24 protein-coding genes and 2 tRNA genes are annotated in these 20,808 nt (G+C 46.7%); 9 read left to right on the top strand and 17 right to left on the bottom strand.

What is annotated here, in order from left to right; translation table 11 throughout:
• Positions 1–9: 9 nt before the first annotated feature.
• The 9 genes from rimP to rlmE all read right to left on the bottom strand — a co-directional run bounded on the left by rimP (position 10) and on the right by rlmE (position 6,921).
• Positions 10–465 carry a ribosome maturation factor RimP gene (rimP, locus tag OW491_RS13500; protein ID WP_075170987.1) on the bottom strand — a complete coding sequence of 152 codons (456 nt, stop codon included), beginning with the start codon at positions 463–465 and terminating at the stop codon, positions 10–12.
• Positions 466–586: 121 nt separating this feature from the next.
• Positions 587–663, bottom strand: a tRNA-Met gene (locus OW491_RS13505).
• Positions 664–713: 50 nt separating this feature from the next.
• Positions 714–799: transfer RNA gene (locus tag OW491_RS13510), tRNA-Leu, on the bottom strand.
• A gap of 9 nt (positions 800–808) precedes the next feature.
• A complete protein-coding gene (secG, locus tag OW491_RS13515) occupies positions 809–1,177 on the bottom strand; it encodes a preprotein translocase subunit SecG (RefSeq protein ID WP_075170986.1) in 369 nt (122 codons plus the stop codon).
• Between the two features lie 9 nt (positions 1,178–1,186).
• Positions 1,187–1,939, bottom strand: coding sequence for a triose-phosphate isomerase (gene tpiA, locus OW491_RS13520; RefSeq protein WP_290036475.1), 753 nt, complete (start codon positions 1,937–1,939; stop codon positions 1,187–1,189).
• A 38-nt stretch (positions 1,940–1,977) separates the two neighbouring features.
• The gene (glmM, locus tag OW491_RS13525; RefSeq protein ID WP_290036476.1) at positions 1,978–3,333 is read right to left on the bottom strand and encodes a phosphoglucosamine mutase; all 1,356 of its coding nucleotides are present in this window, start codon (positions 3,331–3,333) and stop codon (positions 1,978–1,980) included.
• Positions 3,334–3,348: 15 nt separating this feature from the next.
• On the bottom strand, positions 3,349–4,200 hold the full coding sequence (gene folP, locus OW491_RS13530; protein WP_290036477.1) for a dihydropteroate synthase: 852 nt from the start codon (positions 4,198–4,200) through the stop codon (positions 3,349–3,351).
• A gap of 73 nt (positions 4,201–4,273) precedes the next feature.
• On the bottom strand, positions 4,274–6,223 hold the full coding sequence (ftsH, locus tag OW491_RS13535; RefSeq protein ID WP_075173362.1) for an ATP-dependent zinc metalloprotease FtsH: 1,950 nt from the start codon (positions 6,221–6,223) through the stop codon (positions 4,274–4,276).
• 80 nt (positions 6,224–6,303) lie between these two features.
• Positions 6,304–6,921 carry a 23S rRNA (uridine(2552)-2'-O)-methyltransferase RlmE gene (rlmE, locus tag OW491_RS13540; RefSeq protein WP_075170983.1) on the bottom strand — a complete coding sequence of 206 codons (618 nt, stop codon included), beginning with the start codon at positions 6,919–6,921 and terminating at the stop codon, positions 6,304–6,306.
• A 93-nt stretch (positions 6,922–7,014) separates the two neighbouring features.
• Between rlmE and OW491_RS13545 the strand changes: the two genes are divergently transcribed.
• Entirely contained in the window at positions 7,015–7,317 is a 303-nt protein-coding gene (locus OW491_RS13545) for a YhbY family RNA-binding protein (RefSeq protein WP_075170982.1), read from the top strand.
• Positions 7,318–7,387: 70 nt separating this feature from the next.
• Here OW491_RS13545 and OW491_RS13550 read toward each other — a convergent pair whose 3' ends face one another.
• The 3 genes from OW491_RS13550 to OW491_RS13560 are packed head-to-tail and all read right to left on the bottom strand — an operon-like array spanning position 7,388 to position 9,748.
• Positions 7,388–8,053, bottom strand: coding sequence for an aminodeoxychorismate/anthranilate synthase component II (locus OW491_RS13550; RefSeq protein WP_178967836.1), 666 nt, complete (start codon positions 8,051–8,053; stop codon positions 7,388–7,390).
• Positions 8,050–9,444 (bottom strand): chorismate-binding protein, encoded by a 1,395-nt coding sequence (locus tag OW491_RS13555; RefSeq protein ID WP_290036480.1) that lies wholly within the window; start codon positions 9,442–9,444, stop codon positions 8,050–8,052. The genes OW491_RS13550 and OW491_RS13555 overlap by 4 nt, the downstream gene beginning before the upstream one ends.
• Before the next feature lie 52 nt (positions 9,445–9,496).
• A complete protein-coding gene (locus OW491_RS13560; protein WP_075170979.1) occupies positions 9,497–9,748 on the bottom strand; it encodes a Trp family transcriptional regulator in 252 nt (83 codons plus the stop codon).
• A gap of 173 nt (positions 9,749–9,921) precedes the next feature.
• Here OW491_RS13560 and OW491_RS13565 point away from each other — a divergent pair, with 173 nt between their 5' ends.
• From OW491_RS13565 to OW491_RS13580, 4 genes are all read left to right on the top strand, one after another.
• Positions 9,922–11,025, top strand: a complete 1,104-nt coding sequence (locus OW491_RS13565; RefSeq protein WP_178967834.1) for a phosphoribosylaminoimidazolesuccinocarboxamide synthase — start codon at positions 9,922–9,924, stop codon at positions 11,023–11,025.
• Positions 11,026–11,177: 152 nt separating this feature from the next.
• Positions 11,178–11,708 (top strand): DUF4124 domain-containing protein, encoded by a 531-nt coding sequence (locus tag OW491_RS13570; RefSeq protein ID WP_075170977.1) that lies wholly within the window; start codon positions 11,178–11,180, stop codon positions 11,706–11,708.
• A gap of 44 nt (positions 11,709–11,752) precedes the next feature.
• Positions 11,753–11,914 (top strand): DUF2986 domain-containing protein, encoded by a 162-nt coding sequence (locus tag OW491_RS13575; RefSeq protein ID WP_075170976.1) that lies wholly within the window; start codon positions 11,753–11,755, stop codon positions 11,912–11,914.
• Positions 11,914–12,132 (top strand): VF530 family protein, encoded by a 219-nt coding sequence (locus tag OW491_RS13580; RefSeq protein WP_075170975.1) that lies wholly within the window; start codon positions 11,914–11,916, stop codon positions 12,130–12,132. Before OW491_RS13575 ends, OW491_RS13580 begins: the two co-directional genes overlap by 1 nt.
• An 11-nt stretch (positions 12,133–12,143) precedes the next feature.
• Here the strand turns inward: OW491_RS13580 and OW491_RS13585 are convergent, their stop codons facing one another.
• The 3 genes from OW491_RS13585 to OW491_RS13595 form a co-directional block, all read right to left on the bottom strand.
• Positions 12,144–12,578, bottom strand: coding sequence for a hypothetical protein (locus tag OW491_RS13585; protein WP_290036484.1), 435 nt, complete (start codon positions 12,576–12,578; stop codon positions 12,144–12,146).
• 57 nt (positions 12,579–12,635) lie between these two features.
• Positions 12,636–13,799, bottom strand: coding sequence for an aldose 1-epimerase family protein (locus tag OW491_RS13590; RefSeq protein ID WP_290036486.1), 1,164 nt, complete (start codon positions 13,797–13,799; stop codon positions 12,636–12,638).
• Between the two features lie 72 nt (positions 13,800–13,871).
• A complete protein-coding gene (locus tag OW491_RS13595) occupies positions 13,872–14,414 on the bottom strand; it encodes a zinc ribbon-containing protein (RefSeq protein ID WP_290036487.1) in 543 nt (180 codons plus the stop codon).
• Between the two features lie 155 nt (positions 14,415–14,569).
• Here OW491_RS13595 and leuS point away from each other — a divergent pair, with 155 nt between their 5' ends.
• From leuS to OW491_RS13615, 4 genes are read left to right on the top strand one after another with little or no spacing between them, the layout of a single operon-like run.
• Positions 14,570–17,164 (top strand): leucine--tRNA ligase, encoded by a 2,595-nt coding sequence (leuS, locus tag OW491_RS13600; RefSeq protein ID WP_290036560.1) that lies wholly within the window; start codon positions 14,570–14,572, stop codon positions 17,162–17,164.
• 33 nt (positions 17,165–17,197) lie between these two features.
• Positions 17,198–17,689, top strand: coding sequence for an LPS assembly lipoprotein LptE (lptE, locus tag OW491_RS13605; RefSeq protein ID WP_075170970.1), 492 nt, complete (start codon positions 17,198–17,200; stop codon positions 17,687–17,689).
• Between the two features lie 10 nt (positions 17,690–17,699).
• Positions 17,700–18,722: a DNA polymerase III subunit delta gene (holA, locus tag OW491_RS13610; protein ID WP_290036488.1), complete on the top strand. Its 1,023-nt coding sequence runs from the start codon at positions 17,700–17,702 to the stop codon at positions 18,720–18,722.
• A gap of 56 nt (positions 18,723–18,778) precedes the next feature.
• Complete coding sequence (locus tag OW491_RS13615) at positions 18,779–19,084, top strand: c-type cytochrome (RefSeq protein WP_075170968.1); 306 nt, start codon at positions 18,779–18,781, stop codon at positions 19,082–19,084.
• Between the two features lie 65 nt (positions 19,085–19,149).
• On the opposite strand, the gene lipA is transcribed toward OW491_RS13615, so the two are convergent.
• Positions 19,150–20,133 carry a lipoyl synthase gene (gene lipA, locus OW491_RS13620; RefSeq protein WP_178967831.1) on the bottom strand — a complete coding sequence of 328 codons (984 nt, stop codon included), beginning with the start codon at positions 20,131–20,133 and terminating at the stop codon, positions 19,150–19,152.
• A gap of 8 nt (positions 20,134–20,141) precedes the next feature.
• Positions 20,142–20,807 (bottom strand): lipoyl(octanoyl) transferase LipB, encoded by a 666-nt coding sequence (gene lipB, locus OW491_RS13625; protein WP_290036490.1) that lies wholly within the window; start codon positions 20,805–20,807, stop codon positions 20,142–20,144.
• Between the last annotated feature and the right edge of the window lies 1 nt (position 20,808).

A 20,808-nucleotide genomic window follows, 5' to 3' on the forward strand; every position in this document is an offset into this window, starting at 1 on the left:
ATAGTACTTTTAAAACTGTGGGACAACTTGTGCGCGATCGATCAAATCAATCGGAAGCAAAAACTCTTCGTCATCCACAACCAGCAATATATCTTCGCCTTCGGTGCCATTTAGCAACCCTTTAAAATTTCGGCGACCTTCAAATGGAATACGCAGCTTTACCTGTACGATGTTACCTGCATACTCTGTAAACTGTTCAAGCGTATACAGAGGGCGATCCATACCTGGGGAAGATACTTCAAGCGTATATTCTCCGGAAATTGGATCTTCGACATCAAGCACACCACTAATTTGATGGCTCACTGCCGCGCAATCATCCACAGACACACCGCCCTCTTTTTCGATATAAACACGCAACATGCTGTGTTTACCTTGGGTAATATATTCCATACCCCACAGGCTACAGTCTAGAGACTGCACGACAGGCTCCAGCATCTCCTGAATTTTTTTCAGCTTTGCTGACACTTATTAACCTCTGCTAAACCATTCGGAAACAAAAAATGGGTCTCTTAGGACCCATTTCTGCGAATACATTGAAAACCACATTTACGAAAAAGCCCCTTGATAGGGGCCAATTCATAATAAGTGGTAGCGGGAGCTGGATTTGAACCAACGACCTTCGGGTTATGAGCCCGACGAGCTACCAGACTGCTCCATCCCGCATCAGAAACAGGTGCATAACTATACACATTATGCACTTGCATTGCAAATTATGGTGCCCAAGGCCGGACTCGAACCGGCACAGCCATAAGCCACTACCCCCTCAAGATAGCGTGTCTACCAATTCCACCACTTGGGCAAAAACTAACTACTCACCTGCTGAGGGAACATCAGCATCAACCGGAGCTGATTGCTGTTGCTCAAGTACAGGCAATTCAGGAACAGCATCTACAGACTGAACCTCTTCGATGCTAGGAATACCCGCATCTGAAATACTTGATGCCTGCTGCTTAGCATAAAAAGCCAAAACAAAACTGGTCACAAACAAGCCAGCAGCAAGAATAGCCGTAAAGCGCCCTAAAACATTTCCAGAGCCCTGACTACCAAAAACAGTTTGCGAAGCACCAGCGCCAAAAGCTGCACCAGCTTCTGCGCCTTTACCTTGCTGCAGCATAACAAGAGCAATGATACCTGCCGCTAAAATCACATGTACCGCTAGAACTACAGTTTCCATTATTTAGACCGCCTAGACATTATCTGCAGCTGCGCTGCATATCGTCAAAAATTCGTTAACCTTCAAAGATGCTCCACCAACAAGGCCACCATCTATATCCGGCTGGGCAAACAATGCGCCTGCACTCTTCGCATTGACACTCCCACCGTAAAGTATCGACATTTCATCCGCTACTTTACGACTATATTCTTCAGCTAAAACTTCACGCACACTCGCATGAACATTTTGCGCTTGTTCTGGCGTTGCTGTCCGGCCTGTACCAATAGCCCATACAGGTTCATATGCAAGGGTTACCTTTTCCAGCTCAGCAATCGATAAACGACTCAGACCCAATACCACTTGGCTTTTAATGACCGCAAGGTAATCACCCGCTTCACGCTGCTCAAGTGTCTCACCAATGCACAGCATCGGCATCAAGCCATTATCTACAGCCGCTTTAACTTTTGCCGCCACAAGATCATCTTGCTCGCCAAATAAAGACCGGCGCTCTGAGTGCCCTACCAATACATAACTACAACCTGCTTCTTTAACCATTGAAGCAGAGAGTTCGCCAGTGTAAGCACCCGAAGGCTCGCTGTTAATATTTTGAATCCCAGTTTTGCAACCAGAACAATCCACAAACGAACCAACCAAGATAGAGGGAGGAAAAACCACGACGGACACATCAGTAGGCAAGCTGGTTTCTTTTAGTGCATGGACCATATCTGCAGCAAGCTGCTTTGTCCCATTCATCTTCCAGTTACCTGCGACAATTAACTTCCGCATAGTGACCCTCCATTCAAGAGGCGCAAATATTAACGAAGTTACTCTTGGCTTACAAGAGCATACAAAGCATTTTCTACATCTTTAGCTAATTCAGCACACAATTTTTCAACCAAGGATTTATCTTTACCTTCCAGCATCACCCGAACAAGAGGTTCCGTGCCAGAAGGTCGCAGTAAAACCCGACCATTTCCACCCAGTGCGGCTTCTGTACGCTGCACTGCTGACTGAATTTCCTCCACCGAACGAATATCAACACGCTTATGCATTCTTACGTTAATCATAGTCTGCGGCATTTTTTCCATTGCCTTTTTTAACTCGTGCAATGTCAAACCCGTATCTTTTATCGCTCGCAAAACCTGCAGTGCGGAAATCGTGCCATCACCTGTTGATGTCAAATGTTTACATACAATATGTCCCGAGCTTTCACCACCGACAGACCAGCCCCGGTTTTTAAGCTCTTCCATAACATACCGATCACCAACGTTAGCTCGCACAAAAGGCACACCCATTGCCGAAAATGCCTGCTCTAACCCAAAATTGCTCATCAGCGTCCCGACTACACCACCTTCTAGCTCACCGCGGTCTTTCATTTGCTTAGCAATAATGAATAACGCCTCATCTCCATCAACGACCTCACCTTGGTGATCCACCAGAATGAGCCGGTCGCCATCCCCGTCCAACGCTATACCAAGATCGGCTTTCTCGCCCACTACAACTTTTTGCAAACGCTGAGGCGCGGTAGCCCCACACGCCTCATTGATATTGACTCCGTCTGGCGAAGACGCTACCTCAACAACGTCTGCGCCCAGCTCCGATAAAACTTCCGGGCTGACATGATAGGTCGCCCCGTTAGCGCAATCTAATACGATCTTCATGCCTTGCAAGTTAAACCCTGTTGGCACAGAAGATTTACAAAATTCGATATAACGGCCCGGCGCATCAGGTACCCGCTTAGCTTTGCCTAGGCGCGCAGAATCTACCGTCGTCATCACAAGGTCCATTTGCGCCTCAATGGCATGTTCGATCTCATCGGGCAATTTTGCGCCTTGCGCCGAGAAAAACTTAATCCCGTTATCCCCATAGGCATTATGAGAAGCCGATATAACAATACCCGCATTCGCTTGAAACGTTCGCGTAAGATAAGCAATAGCTGGAGTAGGCATTGGCCCTGTAAGTAAAACATCGACACCTGCCGCCGATAGACCCGCCTCTAGAGCGGACTCAAACATGTAGCCCGATATACGCGTATCCTTACCAATAAGAATTTTGCAGCGCCCATCACGAGCAAAGACTTTACCCGCAGCCCAGCCCAGTTTGAGCATAAAATCAGGGGTGATTGGAAACTTCCCTACCTGACCACGAATACCATCCGTTCCAAAATATTGCTTACTCACATCCATACTCTCTTGTTAAACACGCTTTGCGTTCAAAATCGCTTCGGTCATTTTAACCACATCCACTGTTTCGCTTACATCGTGAACCCTGACTATCTTTGCACCTTTCATTACCGCACATGCAACGGTAGCTAACCCTCCCGACAAGCGTTGATCGACAGGCTTGTCGAGCACCCCATCAATCATACTTTTTCGGGACGTCCCCACCAGCAAAGGCAAATCATCCAACTGCACATTCTCCAGACTGTTCATTAACCAGAGATTATGATCGAGCGTTTTTCCAAATCCAAATCCAGGATCTAAACAAATCCTCTTCGCTTCGACACCAGCGGCCTTACATAAAGCAACACGTTCACGCAAAAACACCAACACTTCATCTACGACCGAATCATACTTAGGCGCTTCTTGCATCGATAAAGGAGCCCCCTGCATATGCATTAAACACACCGCCATTGATGATTTAGCGACAGCATCAACCGCCCCAGGACGCAATAATGCGCGAACATCATTAATCATACCCGCACCCAAATCACCGGCCGCTGCCATTAAAGCGGGAGTGCTCGTATCAACTGAAATAACAACGTCCATTTCTTGCGCGATTCGCTCCACTACAGGCAAAACTCGATCCATTTCCTCTTGCTCAGAGACTGGTGTTGCTCCGGGGCGCGTAGACTCACCACCAACATCGATTAAAGTAGCGCCCTCATCTAGCATAACTCGTGCTCGTGCTAACGCCTTATCTAAACCGTCCCGATGGGAGAAATAACGCCCACCATCCGAAAAAGAGTCCGGCGTCACATTTAAAATACCCATGACATGAACACGGGACATATCCAAGGTTTGGGAACCACATATCAACTGTTTCATACTAGACCACATACAAAAAGACCGAATACTGCACCAGCATCCGGTCTATTAAATCAACGACTAAGCGCAATAGTTAAGCGGGTTTTCCGTCTTCGCCAATCACCCCATCATCCTCGGGTTTTGACTGATCGTTAGCGACTGGCGCATCAGATTCAGCAACAGCCTCCCCCGAAGAAGGAGTCGATGTCGGCTCATCTCCATCATCAACCCAACCTTCTGGCGGAGTAACGGGTTTACGCGCCATTAACTCATCTATTTGATCACTATTAATCGTTTCGTATTTAATCAATGCTTGAGTCATCGCTTCTAAAATATCGCGGTTATCTACCAGCAGTTTGTGCGCTTGCTCGTAGCAACTGTTGATAATAGAGCGAACTTCAGCATCAATACTACGCTGCGTTTCTTCAGCTAATGGCTTAGCTCCTTGGCCGTAACCATGACCAAATGGATCGCCATCTTCATCATCATACAACAACGGACCTAACGCTTCCGATAAACCCCACTTGGTTACCATATTACGAGCCAACGACGTCGCACGTTGAATATCATTTGACGCGCCAGTGGTGACCCCTTCTTTACCCAAGGTCATCTCTTCCGCTATACGGCCACCGTATAGCGAGCAAATATTTGAGATAATTGTCTGACGGCTGTGACTATAACGATCTTCAGCAGGCAGGAACATCGTCACACCTAACGCACGACCACGCGGAATAATCGACACTTTGTATACTGGGTCATGCTCAGGCATTAACCGACCAACAATCGCGTGACCTGACTCATGGTATGCTGTGTTAAGACGCTCTTTGTAAGCCATAACCATCGACTTACGCTCAGCACCCATCATGATTTTATCTTTAGCGCTCTCAAACTGTTCCATACCAACGGTACGCTTATTACTGCGCGCCGCGAACAAAGCAGCTTCGTTCACAAGGTTAGCTAGATCAGCCCCGGAGAAGCCTGGCGTGCCACGCGCAATAAGCTCGGGCTTTACATCATCAGCCATTGGCACTTTGCGCATGTGTACTTTAAGGATTTTTTCACGACCACGAATATCAGGTAATCCGACGTTAACTTGGCGGTCAAAACGGCCTGGGCGAAGTAACGCAGGGTCTAGAACGTCAGGACGGTTGGTTGCTGCAATAACAATGACACCTTCCGTACCCTCAAAACCATCCATTTCAACCAACAACTGGTTTAATGTTTGCTCTCGCTCATCATTACCACCACCCATACCTACACCACGATGGCGACCAACGGCGTCAATCTCATCGATAAAGATAATACATGGCGCGTGCTTTTTAGCTTGCTCGAACATATCACGCACACGAGAAGCACCCACACCGACAAACATCTCAACGAAGTCGGAACCAGAGATACTAAAGAAAGGTACTTTCGCTTCCCCAGCAATGGCTTTTGCCAGCAAAGTTTTACCCGTACCTGGGCTACCTGACATTAAAACACCGCGCGGAATATGGCCGCCTAAGCGCTGAAACTTGCCCGGGTCTCGCAGATAATCAACCAGCTCTTTAACGTCTTCTTTTGCTTCTTCAACACCTGCCACATCATCAAATGTGGTTTTAATTTGGTCTTCACTCATCATTTTGGCTTTAGATTTACCAAATGACATTGGGCCGCCCTTACCGCCACCGCCTTGCATCTGACGCATAAAGAACATAAATATGGCGATAATGATGAGGATAGGGAATGACGCCACTAATAACTGTGACCAAATACTTTGTTGCTCAGGCTGCTTACCTTCCACAACAACATCATGCGATAGCAAATCATCCACTAGTTTAGGGTCTTGCAGCGCTGGGCGAACCGTTTTAAAGGTTTCACCATTAGTACGGGTCCCTATAATGTTGTACCCGTCGATGACCACTTTAGAAACACGATCAGATTGCACTTCTTTAACAAATTCAGAGTAGTTCAACCGGCTAGTTTCCGTCTCAGTACTGAAATTATTAAATACTGTTAGCAGTACTGCAGCGATGACCAACCAAAGCACTAAATTTTTAGCCATATCGTTCAAAAGACAACCCTCAATAAAATTCTCTACAAGCAGAGTAGAACTATATCAGTTTACTAACCGTTACACATAGATCACTTAAGCCCTATGCCTACTATATACACTTCTCGTGATCGCGCCCGCGATGAATCCGGTTTACGTGTCACCACTTTTTTGAAGTGTGTACGCACATCGGCCATATACTGATCAAAGCCTTCGCCCTGAAACACTTTAGCAACGAAGTTACCGTTTGGCTTTAACACCTGCTTCGCCATATCTAACGCTAATTCGACTAGATATATACCAGCTGGTTGATCGACACCGCTATTACCACTCATATTGGGGGCCATATCAGAAATTACAAGGTCTGCTAGTTCGTTTCCCATAACATCTAAGATTTCATTAAGCACAGACTCTTCCGTAAAGTCACCCTGAACAAACTCAACACCCGGTAATGGGTCCATCTCAAGAATATCAGAAGCAACAACCCTTCCTTGATCCCCCACCAGTTCAGCAGCCACCTGCGACCACCCACCTGGCGCTGCGCCAAGATCAACAACAGTCATACCTTTACGGAACAATTTATCTTTATCTTGCAGTTCTAATAATTTAAAGCTCGCACGAGAGCGATAACCTTGTTCTTTCGATTTTTTGACGTACTGATCGTCAAAATGTTCCTTCAACCAACGACCGCTACTTTTAGATCTTGACACAAATAAATCTCTGTTGTTTTACCGAGAGCAACTCTCAGGTAAAATTGTTTTTTTAATGTGGCTTTGCCACCCAAAAGAGAACACTATTCTAGTATGGCCCTGACATCTGATCAAAAAAAGCAGTTTCGCACAATTGGCCACAGCCTCAACCCCATTGTTATGGTGGCAGGCAAAGGCTTAACCGAGAACATTCAACTTGAAGTGGACCGCGCACTTGAAGACCACGAGCTGATTAAAGTCAAATTTGCTGTGGGTGATCGAGATATCAAGAAGCAGCTCATACAAGAGCTTTGCTCTGTAGTTGAAGCAACAGTTGTGCAAGAAATCGGCAACATTGCTCTTATCTATCGCGCATCATTGGATCCGAACCCGAAGCTGTCTAACATTCTACGTTAAAGCCGCTTCCACGCTTTACAAGCAACCCCTTGGCGGATAACTCCGGCAGGGGTTACTTCGCCTTCATATACTACCCATTACAAAACAAAAAGTTTTTAATCAGCTCTTTTCCGCCTTCAGTTGCGAAGGATTCGGGATGAAATTGAATTCCATAAATAGGAAATTCTCTGTGCTGAACCCCCATGATTTCAAAATCACCACCCTGACGAACTTTTGCTGGGCTATCAAAATCAGATAACTGTAGATCACCTACCACAGCCGTCACTTTAAGCGCTTGCGGGAAGCTCTCCGATTGCGCAATCAAAGAATGATAACGCATCACCTCTAACTGATCAGGAATTTCATGGAACATCCCCTCACCATCGTGACTAATAGGGCTAACTTTACCGTGCATCGGCAGCGGCGCTTTAACCACCTTTCCGCCAAATACATGAGTAATACCCTGCATCCCCAAACACACACCTAACAGCGGCGTAGATTTACCCAGTTCTTTTATAACCTGTGCGCACACGCCAAAGTATTTCTCATCATCCGGTGAGCCTGGTCCAGGGGAGATGATGATGCGGTCTGGATTCTCAGCTTTAATCTGCTCCAAGGTAACTTCATCGTTACGCTTTACGATGATCTGGAAGTCATCCACACGCCCTTTCGATTTTTCAGAGGTGAGAATTTCACCAATGAACTGATACAGGTTGTAGGTGAAGGAGTCGTAGTTATCCACTATATAAACTTTCATGATGACGCCTCCGCCTTAATAAACTGATCTAATACCTTTTTAGTACCGGCAAATTTACGGCGAATCTCTTCATACTCATCTTCAGCATTGGAGTCGTACACGTTACCGCCGCAGGTTTGTACATACGCTTGTTCACCATTGGCAAATACTGTACGAATTGGGATGGCGAATGTGCAATCACCATTAAACGAGAAGTGCCCAACTGCGCCGCCGTAAGGGCCACGACCATCCGCTTCAAGATCATCAATGATCTTCATTGCTTCAATTTTAGGTGCACCCGTTAACGTACCGGCGGGGAAGTTACTGGCTAATGCAGAGAACATGTCGTGTTCTTCGGCGATAATCCCAACAATCTCACTGGAGATATGCTGTACGTGACTAAAGCGCTTGATGTCCATCAAGCTACGCACTTTAACGGTACCAAACTGAGCAACACGCCCAATGTCGTTGCGGTGTAGATCGACGATCATATTGTGCTCGGCAATCTCTTTAGGGTCATTGAGTAGCACGCGCGCTAATTCGCGGTCTTCTTCTTCGTTTTTGCCACGCATCGCAGTGCCGGCCAGCGGGAAGGTTTCCATCTCGCCTTGGCGCAGGCGGAAAAGTAGCTCTGGGCTTGCGCCAATGAGTTTTTGATCGCCAAATTTCACGTAATACATCTGCGGCGATGGGTTTACTTCGCGCAGTTGCTCGTAAATATTGATGGTGTCGCCTTCTAACTTGAAACGCTTTTTAAAACCGACTTCTGTTTGGAATATTTTGCCGTCGATGATGTCTTGTTTCACCTTCATCACCGCATCGGCATGCTCGCTTTGGGACATGGTATCGCCCAAATTGGTGATGCTTAACGGGCCATTACCTTCGTACGGGCGTGCGATAAGTTCGTTAATCAACTCAATACGATTATCGGTGTAATAGAAGTAAAAAATCTCACCGGTCATTTTGTCTAGGATAAGACCGTCTTTAAACAGTCCGAATTTGAACGCATCAAAATGCTCGCTGGTTTGCAGGCTCAGGCTAGGCTCAAAGTAATTCATGCTGTCATAGCCTAGGTAACCGGTTAAGCCACCCGCATACTTACGCGAGATCACATTTTGCGGAATGATATCGCGCAATAAGTAGTATGGATTATCGCTTTCGAAGGTCTCGCTGCTGCCATCACGTTCTTGAATGGTGAGCGTTTTACCGTTCGCATATAAAATCTGTTCTGGGTCAAACCCGATGATGGAGTAACGCGAGATAAAGCTCTCTTCGCCCAAAGACTCCAACATAAAACAGGTATCAAACTGCTTTTCGATCTTTTTAAAGAGTGCGAAAAAATCGCAATCGGCTGCCACCGCGACATAATGCGGCTTGCGGGGCAGTTTTATCGGTTCAGGTTTTTTGGCCATGATGATCTCTATAATTGGTTATCCGACGAACACAGATCGCCATATCTATGGGTTATTCACCTTTAAGCGCACGTGATCCACGCGTCACTGTAGCAATACCCACGCCTAACGTTTCTGCTATCTGGCGCTGCGGTATGCCCTGCTCTAGCATGCGAAATATCTGCAGACGCTTAGTCACTTCCGTAAACTCAGACGGCGTCAACAAGCTGCGCAAGGCACTTTCCATCGACGCTTCTGAGTCAATCGCCAGCAAGTGCTGCACTAAGGCGGCAATATGTTCGTTTTCAGTATTCGTTTTATCCATAGCGAGCAGTGTAATGTATTTATGTACTAGTATGCTAGTGCGATTGTGTATTTTAAGTAGAAAGCGAATGCTGGTTAGAGTGTGTCTACGTTTCTCTATTCTGCTAAAATCCTGTCTTTAACTATCCACTGATCTTTAACCTGCTCTTGAGTTTAACAAAGGACACTGCGCATATGAGTCTTGCCGATAAAGTACTGGCTGTTAACAACGATCTACCTATCCGTACCGACAAGCCGGTGCACAGCGGTAAAGTACGCTCTGTTTATTGGCTAACAGAGGCCGACAGCCAGCGCCTTATCAAAGAAAAGGGCTACAATGTGGCACCTGATGCGCCATTAGCTATCATGGTCATCAGTGACCGTATCTCCGCATTCGATTGCATTTGGCATGGCGAGGGCGGCTTGAACGGAGTGCCTGGTAAAGGCGCAGCACTTAACACTATCTCAAATCAGTGGTTTAAACTGTTCCGCGAAAACGGTCTAGCCGATAGCCATATCCTCGACATTCCGCACCCATTCGTATGGATCGTGCAAAAAGCTAAACCCGTTATGGTTGAGGCAATTTGCCGCCAATATATTACCGGTTCTATGTGGCGTGCTTACAGCAAAGGCGAACGGGAGTTTTGCGGAATTACTCTGCCTGAAGGTTTACAGAAAGACCAAAAACTTCCTGAATTGCTGATTACCCCTTCTACTAAAGGGATTTTGCGCGGTATTCCTGATGTGCCAGAAGCTGATGATGTGAACATTACCCGTCAAAATTTAGAGGATAATTTCGAAGCCTTTAACCTGCGCAGCAAAGACGATATTGCACAATACGAAAAGCTGTTAAAAGAAGGCTTTAACGTGATCAGCGACGAGCTAGCTAAGCTGGATCAGATCTTTGTCGATACTAAATTTGAGTTTGGTTACGTTACTGATGCGGCCGGCAACGAAAAGCTGATCTATATGGATGAAGTAGGTACACCAGACTCATCACGTATTTGGGATGGTGCAGCCTACCGCGAAGGGAAAATTGTCGAGAACTCTAAAGAAGGCTTCCGCCAGTGGTTACTGACTAACTTTCCTGACCCTGATATCTTGCTTAACAAAGAGCGTATGCCTGAGCGTGAAGCCTTAGCGCGTGACAATGCATTACCTGAAGAGGTTATGATGGATATTAGCCGCACCTATGTCGGCATTGCCGAAAAAGTGATCGGTGCCCCGCTATCGTTATCTGATAACCCTAAACAGGAGATTATCACCATCCTGCGTGACCAATACGGCTTAATCGATTAATTTTTACCCTTTAAAGCAGCCTGATATTTGTTATTCAGGCTGCTTTTTACTAGTTTTGATATAAGAGCAATAGCATTCTTACATACAGTAGCTCTAGATCAGCGATAGTTTTAGCTATCAAAAATGACATATAAAAACGATAGTAAGCCAATATGCCAAATCATACCCAACCTGCTTCGACAAGCTATATTTTTTGTTTGACCAAGCCCCTTCTCTGCTTGGCGGCTATTCTGTCCGTCCCGCCAGCATTTGCGGAGGTGTACAAGTGGAAAGACGCCAACGGCAAACTTCATTTTTCAAGCGTTCCTCCTAAGGTATCCGAAAGCAACAAAACCACACCTAACGTAGAAAAAATGGAGCTAAAAGTAGCGCCCCCTGACCGACAAAACGCCTATCGCCAACAACGGTTATTAGATCAGGCGTCCTACGAGCGTGAACGAGAAGAGCGCAAAAAAGACAGGCTGTTGAGCCGAGCTGATTCCGCAAGAAAGCGTGATGCATCGGAAGAAGAATACCGTGAAGAACAATGCGAGCACTACAAAGAGCAATACGCAGACATTCGCGACAAAGACACGCTCAAAGCGATCCACCCCCTCACAGGTAATACCATGAAGTTTTCAGGGCAGAGTGCCGAAGAGATTCGCGACAGTATCAAACAAAAACGTGATGAATATTGTGATTAGCGTATCCTAGCCACCATCATTATCACTACTTATTGGTCTTACCGATGAATCGCAAGAAAAAGATAAATCAGATTCTAAAAAGCAAAGCAAAAAAAGCGAATGCAAAATTAAACCCCAGCAACAAACCGCGCTATATTTCTAAAGCGGAGCGCGCCAAGTTAGATGCAGAACTAACAGAAAACAACCAAGCGGAACCCTCACAATAATGAGCGAACAACCCAACAACCCGCTGCACGGCATAACGTTAAAGCAGGTAGTAACGGAGCTAGAGGCGCGATACGGCTGGAATGAGTTGGCCAGATTAATCCCCATTCGATGCTTTGAGAGCAACCCTTCTATCAAGTCGAGCCTCAGCTTTTTACGAAAAACAGAATGGGCGCGCACCAAAGTTGAAGCGCTTTATATTCGCACCTTCAGAGAGTAATACCTCACTCACTACAAGCAAAATACCGCTAGCACCACAAGCACAGCGTGCGGGAAGGCAACCGTAGGCCGACATGCTTGGCAGCCGTATTCTCTTATTAATCCTATTAACGATGGCCGCTGCTCAGCAAACGCACGATTATATTGGCACGCGATAACAGTAGTAGGCTCTGATTCGTTCGTAGAAAACGCTTCACCATCCATCGCCAGCCCCTGTTCAACAAGCTGTAACCGTCCATCAATGCGTGATTGATAAGTTTTCCAAATAGCATCTTGCAACCAAATAACAAAAATAATGGCGACAACACTAACGCCTAATGCTTCGTTCGCAAGTGCGAGGGTTAATATCCCCACATTAAACAACTTTATAAATAACGAGCACTTTTCGTAGCTATCAAACTGATTTTGCAAGACCTGCCATTCAAGCGTTAACGCGGAACGATCCATAAAACATCCTTGTCATTTTATTCGCGCAGTTATCTGCACGAACTTAGTGAATAAAAATTAGCTTGGCAATGTTACCAGCGGCTCATCGTCTAAGCTCAGCAGCGTTGTATGTTGCAAACAGATCACATCGGCGACTTGAGAGGCAACTTGCTGCTCATTCATCAAGAATGTGAAGCTCACATCAAACTCGCGGCTTTCATTAGCACCAATTGTCGGGACTAACCCCAGCGCCCGCTGATATCGACGGTTATAAGCAAAGCTAGTACCGGGCTCAATCCCGACCACATACCCTTGCTTGGGCGTATCAAGGTTTTTCCAAATAGTAAGCACCGGTAACTGGCTCGTGTTATAGCCTACCGCCACCCCTTTATTGGCTTGAGCGTTATGCAACACAGCCGTGGTATTCCCCTGTTCATCACTAATAGGGAACACGTTAAACACCATTTCATCAAACCCTTTGCGAGGAGGATCAATGCTATCCCAACTAGCCAGACCTTGTTTGGCATACTCATTAAACGGCGAGATACTCTTAGCAGGCACATGCAATTGCCCGCCAGCATCTAAAACCGGGGTCCCAAAGTTATTATGATAGATAACTTGGTATTCACGCTCGTAGTCGCCACGGTTAATCAGCTCATCGCGAATAACTAATTTATTCTCACCCGGTGTGACAGACACATGCATCCAGACTTCAAAGTCTGATCTTTTGAAGCATTTCTCATCAACCCGTGCTGACAAAGTAATGTTATGCGGAGGTGACTGATCCACTGTCAGTTTCACAAACGAAGCCGGCGTATTCTGTATACGACCATGCAAAGTCAGCATCTCTTCGCCGTCTACCCCTGGATGTCCAGCCCATTGATAGCCGCAGCGAACGACCATCTCGTTAAACCCTTCTAACCAACCTAAACCGCCAAATGCTTCTTGGTTAATAAATGCCGGATTCACGACCTCTTTAACCGACGAGTCCCACCCAAAGCGAGTACCAGCTACCACGACGTCTAAGATGGCCATGGCACGTGTAGGCACGAACCGAATGGTCATATCACCTTGCGTTAAAGTAAGCAGCTCACTACCTTGCTGCTTACCTCCAGATAGTAATTGATGCGTCAAACTAAAAGGCGCCGTGCAGGTAATACCGAACGAATCATTCGTGAGATGAAAGTCCACCTCATGATGATTATTCTCACTATCCGTAATAATGTGCTCGAAAGTAGACACAACAAAGCTCCTTTATCGTCATTTGTACGGGACAACCCTGTGCTCGACGCATGAATGAAAACACCTGATGTATTATGCCGACCAATCGCCCGTTACACGACTAAATAACTCACTTTGACATTGCGTACAAGGCACCAAAAGCCCTGTTTGTTTTAGCTCCTGTTTCTTACCACACGCTAGGCACTCAAATGTACCACCGGCAGTAATTTCCCCTGCCATATACTGATCAGCGCCATGATCTAGCTGCTCACGTAAGCGCTCATAATCTAACCGCGTCTTATCAGCCAGCCCCTTGAGACGTTCCACGAATGTGTCTTCTAGATAGTTCAGATCAAAATTCAACCACGCAGCAACACCTTCACCCGTTTCATGCGCATAATGACCTAGTTGTTGCAGGTCACGCACTAGGTAAGCTTTAAGTAGATCTAACTCGTCACGCGTCATCTCTTCGGCTGTTTGCTCAAGCTCAATGGCTTCATCGATCTTCGTTTTGAGGTAATCCCATGATTTATGCTCAGCTGTATCAAGCGTTGCCTCTAAACGAGCCAAGACTCGATCGTATAAACGAACCTGTTCAGTGGGCGTTGTTTGCTGTTTTTTATCGTGCTTATCCATGTTTCCCCCTATGTCTGACGAATTAGCATTCCATTCTGCTGTAGTCAGCTCTGCTTATATTGTATCCTATGCAGCATATTCCTAACTTACCAGTAGACCATTAACCGGCATCAATGTTGCCGCTTATTTGTCAGAGATTTCAAACGATTATAATGATGAACGAACAATACCAGCCCCAAGAGATAGAAACCCAGGCACAGCAACACTGGGAAGCGAACGACAGTTTTAAATGTGTGGAAGATACCAGTAAAGAAAAATTCTACTGTCTCTCCATGTTCCCTTACCCAAGCGGCCGCCTGCACATGGGCCACGTTCGTAACTACACTATCGGCGATGTAATCTCTCGATACCAGCGCACACAAGGCAAAAACGTATTACAGCCAATGGGTTGGGATGCTTTTGGCCTGCCTGCAGAAAATGCTGCCATGAAAAACAACGTACCTCCGGCAAAATGGACGTACGAAAATATTGATTACATGCGTAACCAGCTACAGCAAATGGGCTTTGGTTATGACTGGAACCGCGAGCTTGCCACTTGCCATCCAGAATATTACCGTTGGGAGCAATGGTTCTTTACCCGCCTAATGAAAAAGGGCTTGGTTTACAAAAAAGAATCCGAAGTTAACTGGGACCCAGTCGACCAAACCGTACTCGCCAATGAGCAAGTTATCGATGGTCGCGGCTGGCGCTCGGGCGCTCTCGTTGAGCGTAAAAAGATCCCACAGTGGTTCCTAAAAATTACTGATTACGCTGACCAATTACTAGACGACCTTGATCAACTGGATGAATGGCCTGAGCAAGTTCGCACCCAGCAACGCAACTGGATTGGCCGTTCGCAAGGTGTCGAACTAAAATTCCAAGTCGCCGGTGGCGAAGATCTCGAAGTCTTTACAACACGCCCTGACACTCTAATGGGGGTCACTTACGTGGCCGTCGCCGCTCAGCACCCTCTGGCACTTAAAGCCGCTGAGACCAACCCAGAACTCGCCACATTCATTGACGAGTGCAAAAACGTCAAAGTTGCAGAAGCTGACATGGCAACGATGGAAAAACGGGGTATGGCACTGGGTATCGAGGTTAAACACCCACTGACAGGAGAAATGATCCCTGTATGGACAGCGAACTTCGTCTTAATGGATTACGGCTCAGGTGCTGTCATGTCGGTGCCGGCTCACGATCAACGCGATTTTGAGTTCGCCAAAAAATATGGCTTAAACATTAAACAAGTTATCCAGCCTACTGACAAAAACATCACAGTCGATCTGGAGAAAGAAGCCTTTACCGACAAAGGTATTTTGATCAATTCTGGCGACTTTAACGACCTCGACTTTGACGTGGCATTTAAAGCTATTTCTACCGAGCTGGAGCGCCAGAAAAAAGGCAAAGTTACCATCAACTACCGCCTACGTGATTGGGGAGTATCGCGTCAGCGTTATTGGGGTACTCCTATCCCTGTGATCAATTGCCCAAGCTGCGGTGCTGTGCCTGTTCCTGAAGATCAGCTGCCTGTGCGCTTACCCGAAAATGTAGAGTTCGATGGCAGCGGCTCACCAATCAAGAAGATGGACAGCTTTATTAACACCACATGCCCAAGCTGTGGTGGTGCTGCAGAACGTGAAACAGATACATTCGACACCTTCATGGAATCAAGCTGGTACTACGCGCGCTATGCAAGCCGTCATACTCCCGATGCGATGCTTGACCCTGCAAAAGCGAACTACTGGCTACCTGTTGATCAATATATTGGCGGTATCGAGCACGCTATCCTTCACTTATTGTATTCGCGCTTCTTCCATAAGCTAATGCGCGATGAGGGCTTAGTAGACTCTGATGAACCATTCAAAGGCTTACTATGCCAAGGCATGGTATTAGCCAACACCTATTACCGCGAAGATGAAAAAGGTGGCAAGGATTGGATTGCACCTACCGACGTTGTCACTGAAACCGATGACAAAGGCCGAATTATCAAAGCCGTACATAAAGATGACGGCTTACCTGTCGAGCAGGCAGGTGTGACTAAAATGTCTAAGTCCAAGAACAATGGTATCGACCCCCAAGTCATGATTGATAAATACGGTGCCGATACTGTTCGCTTGTTCATGATGTTTGCTGCGCCACCAGAGCAATCTCTAGAATGGTCTGATTCCGGCGTAGAAGGGGCTAACCGCTTCCTGCGTCGTCTTTGGAAGCTAGTACACGATCACCTAAACGTCAGCGGTGATATTGCGGCATTAGATACCGACCAGCTAAGTGACGCGCAAAAAGATTTACGTCGCAAGGTTCACGAAACGATCAGTAAAGTGACCGACGATATTGAGCGCCGCCAAACGTTTAACACGGCAATTGCGGCCGTAATGGAGCTATTGAACAGCCTATCTAAATTCTCCGACACTAGCGCGCAGGGTCTAGCAGTCATGAGAGAAGCAATCGAGTCTACAATCCAGTTGCTCTCTCCTATCGTGCCGCATATCACTCACCAACTCTGGAAAGAGCTAGGTCACAGCGAAGACCTACTCGTTGCTCCTTGGCCAGTTTGTGATGAGTCAGCATTAGTGCGCTCTAGTATAGAAATGGTTGTCCAAGTAAACGGTAAAGTACGATCTAAAATTCAAGTAGCGGCTGATGCAGACCAAGATATTATTTTGCATACCGCGTTAGCTGATGAGAACGTGCAAAAGTTTATGGCCGATAAAACCTTGCGTAAAAAGATTGTTGTACCTGGAAAGTTGGTCAACATTGTTGTCGGTTAATAACTGACTAACCGGAGCACTGCTGTGATACACATGAAGCGCGTTACTTGTCTGTTTTTACTGTTAGCCTCCTTGTTAGGTCTAACGGCTTGCGGCTTTCAACTAAGCGGTTACCAACCCTTACCGGAATCGGCACGCCACGTTTCTTTAATCCTAACGAGCGACACGCCAGCAAACTTGGAACGCGCTTTAAAAACCAGCTTGCGCAAGCAAGGTGTATTAATCACCGCCGATGCTCCGTATACCCTAGCGATTCGGAATGTCCAACAGAACCGTCGATCAATCACAATTGATAGCAACGCTAACGTTGATGAATACGAAATGCTAATGCAGGTAACCTTTGAGGTTATGAATCGAGATCAACAGTCGGTATCCGGCGAGTTAAGCGCCTTTACCGAAAAAATCCTCGACTATGATGCCGACAAGGAAACAGCCAGCGCCACGTTGCAACGCACAATCAAACGCGAAATGTGGCAAACATTAGCGGACCGGATTGTGCGTCAATACATCGCGCGAGCTCAATAAGATTTCTCAAATGAAGCTTTCACCTGAGCAACTACACGGCCAACTACAAAAAGCGTCTTTACCCGTTTACTTAGTAGCAGGTGACGAGCCTCTTATTGTTGAAGAAAGCTGTGACCAAATCCGCAATCAGCTACGTACTCACGGCTTTTCAGAACGCGAAGTACTGCATGTTGAAGGCCAGTTCAAGTGGGATTACTTACTTGAATGTGCCAACGCGCTGTCGCTGTTCGCCGAACAAAAGCTCATCGAAATTCGTTTAGGCAGCCATAAAGTTAACAAAGCGGCCAGCGAAATAATCCAAGAGTATATTCGGCACGCACCCCCCGAAAATGTTTTACTGATCATTGCTGACAAACTCGATGGTGGCACTAAAAAGTCCGCATGGGTGAAACAAATTGAAAAGGCTGGCGCCTACGTGGAAATTTGGCCTGTTGAGATCACGCAGTTACCGGGTTGGCTTAGACATCGCGCCAAGTCATTACATATGCAACTCGACGATGCCGCTGTTCAATTACTGTGCGACCGCGTTGAAGGGAACCTATTGGCCGCCAAGCAAGAGCTCGACAAACTGCATCTACTCTACCCAACAGGGTCAATCACGGCAGACCACATTATTGATACGGTATCAGACAGCTCTCGCTACGATGTTTTTGGCTTGATGGATGCCATCGCTGCCGGCCAAGGCGAGCGATGCATCAAAATTCTCAACGTCCTAAAACAAGAAGGGACTGAACCTCCTATTGTGCTATGGGCTCTCACAAAAGAAACCCGCACGCTTTTTGCCATCAAACAAGGTTTAGAACGGGGTTTAGCGTACGAAACCATCTGCCAAAAAGAGCGGATTTGGGGAAAACGCAAAAGCACATTACGTCGTAGCGCTGATCGCTTATCCACACAAGACCTTGAGCACGTATTGCGTGAGAGCCAAGCGCTAGACAAAGCCATTAAAGGTATTGGCGCAGGCAATGTGTGGCTTATGCTCTGCGACATCAGTTTAACACTGTGTGGAAAATCGCTTGGCTTAGCGGTTTAAAGTATTTCAGCAAGAAACAGCAACTAAGACTACACTGAAACTAAAACGGTGGTCTTATGCGAAACACACCTGCAGTGCTTTTACTCACTATCATTTGCTTAACTGGCTGCCAAGAGAAGCAAGTGCCTCTCAAAACAGCTGAGCAACTGTACGACTACTATTGCAAGCAATGCCATCAACAAAAAGGGGCCGGGGCCTACTTAGAAAATATCCCACCGCAACAACGTACCATGCAAAGCTACCAAGTTATTCTCATGATTCGCTATCACGAACCGGGATCACACCCCATGGCAAGCTTTACACAACTGGATGACCAACAAGCTGATTTATTAGCAGAATATGTAGTCAAATTAGGCCGCTAGCTTATAAAACCCCATTAAAAAAGCCGACGCATAAATGCATCGGCTTATTGCCACAGACAAAGCCGTTAACCGACTTTTTCACCTTTCGCTTGCAGATCAGCATGGTATGAAGATCGAACCAACGGCCCACTGGCTACATGAGAGAATCCTAGCTCTTTTGCAATGCGCGCAAACTCGTCAAACTCAGCCGGTGTAACAAAGCGATCTACTGGCAAATGGTTACGGCTAGGCTGAAGGTATTGACCTATTGTGATCATATCTACTTGATGCTTACGCAGATCCTTCATCACTTCAATGATTTCTTCATTCGTTTCACCCACACCTACCATTAAACCTGACTTAGTTCGAATGGTAGGTTGGCGATCTTTAAACCCGTTGAGCAGGTCTAACGACCATTGATAATCAGCACCAGGGCGGACCTTTTTATACAAACGCGGCACAGTTTCTAAGTTGTGATTAAACACATCAGGCGGCGTAGCCGATAGAATTTCTAAAGCCACCTCCATCCGGCCACGGAAATCAGGTACAAGCGTTTCTATCTGAATAGTAGGCGCTCGTTCACGCGTCTCACTAATGCAATTAGCAATATGCTGAGCACCGCCATCGCGCAAATCATCACGGTCAACAGACGTAATAACCACATAACGCAACCCCATATCCGCGATAGCTATCGCCAATTCGCGAGGCTCGTTTTCCGCTAGCGCGTTAGGGCGGCCATGAGCCACATCACAAAACGGACACCGGCGGGTACAAATATCGCCCATCACCATAAAAGTCGCCGTACCATTGGTAAAACATTCACCAAGGTTAGGGCAGCTGGCTTCTTCACAAACCGACGACAACTTATGCTTGCGCAGCTTCTCTTTGATCCGTTTTACTTCGGTATTCGAACCCATACGTACACGAAGCCAATCTGGCTTACGCGGCATGTCTTCTTTTTCAGTCGGGATAATCTTTACTGGGATACGCGCCACTTTCTCCGCGCCACGCAGTTTTACACCCTGTTCGACTTTCCCCGGTTTAACGGTTTTAACTGAGCTATCAGCCATAAGTTCTATCAGTCCAAGCCTGTTTGATGAGAGACGGAAGTATACCCTATTTTGTGAGTCAGGTAATCGACCAGAAAACGTATCGCCTCTTGCGGGTCAGCGTCAGGCACCAAATCGACAAGCTGTGTCATTGGCATACCGGCATAGCCACAAGGATTAATACGGAGAAACGGAGACAAATCCATATCTAAATTAAACGCCAGTCCATGGAAAGTGCAACCACGGCGCACTCGCAAGCCTAAAGAGGCAACCTTAGCCTGCTCGACATACACACCTGGCGCATCCGGTTTAGCATAAGCGTCGACTCCAAAGTGTGCCAATGTCGCTATAACCCCTTGCTCCATCATAGTCACGACATCACGAACACCCAACCCGTTACGGCGTAGATCAAGCATAAGGTAGACAATCAATTGTCCGGGGCCATGGTATGTGACTTGACCGCCTCGATCCGCTTGCACGACGGGAATATCACCCGTTTCCAGCAGATGTTCAACCTTCCCTGCCTGCCCTTGCGTAAAGACTGGTTGATGATCTAAGTACCAGATTTCGTCAATCGTCTCGGCATTACGGTTTTCGTTAAACGCCTTCATGCGCGTAAATACAGGCTCATAAGGCTGCAAGCCTAACGAACGGACAATCAAAGACCGCTCTTGCTGCGTGGTGACTTGCGACATC

This window comes from Neptunomonas sp. CHC150, assembly GCF_030397555.1.
GTDB classification, from domain to species: domain Bacteria; phylum Pseudomonadota; class Gammaproteobacteria; order Pseudomonadales; family Balneatricaceae; genus Neptunomonas; species Neptunomonas phycophila.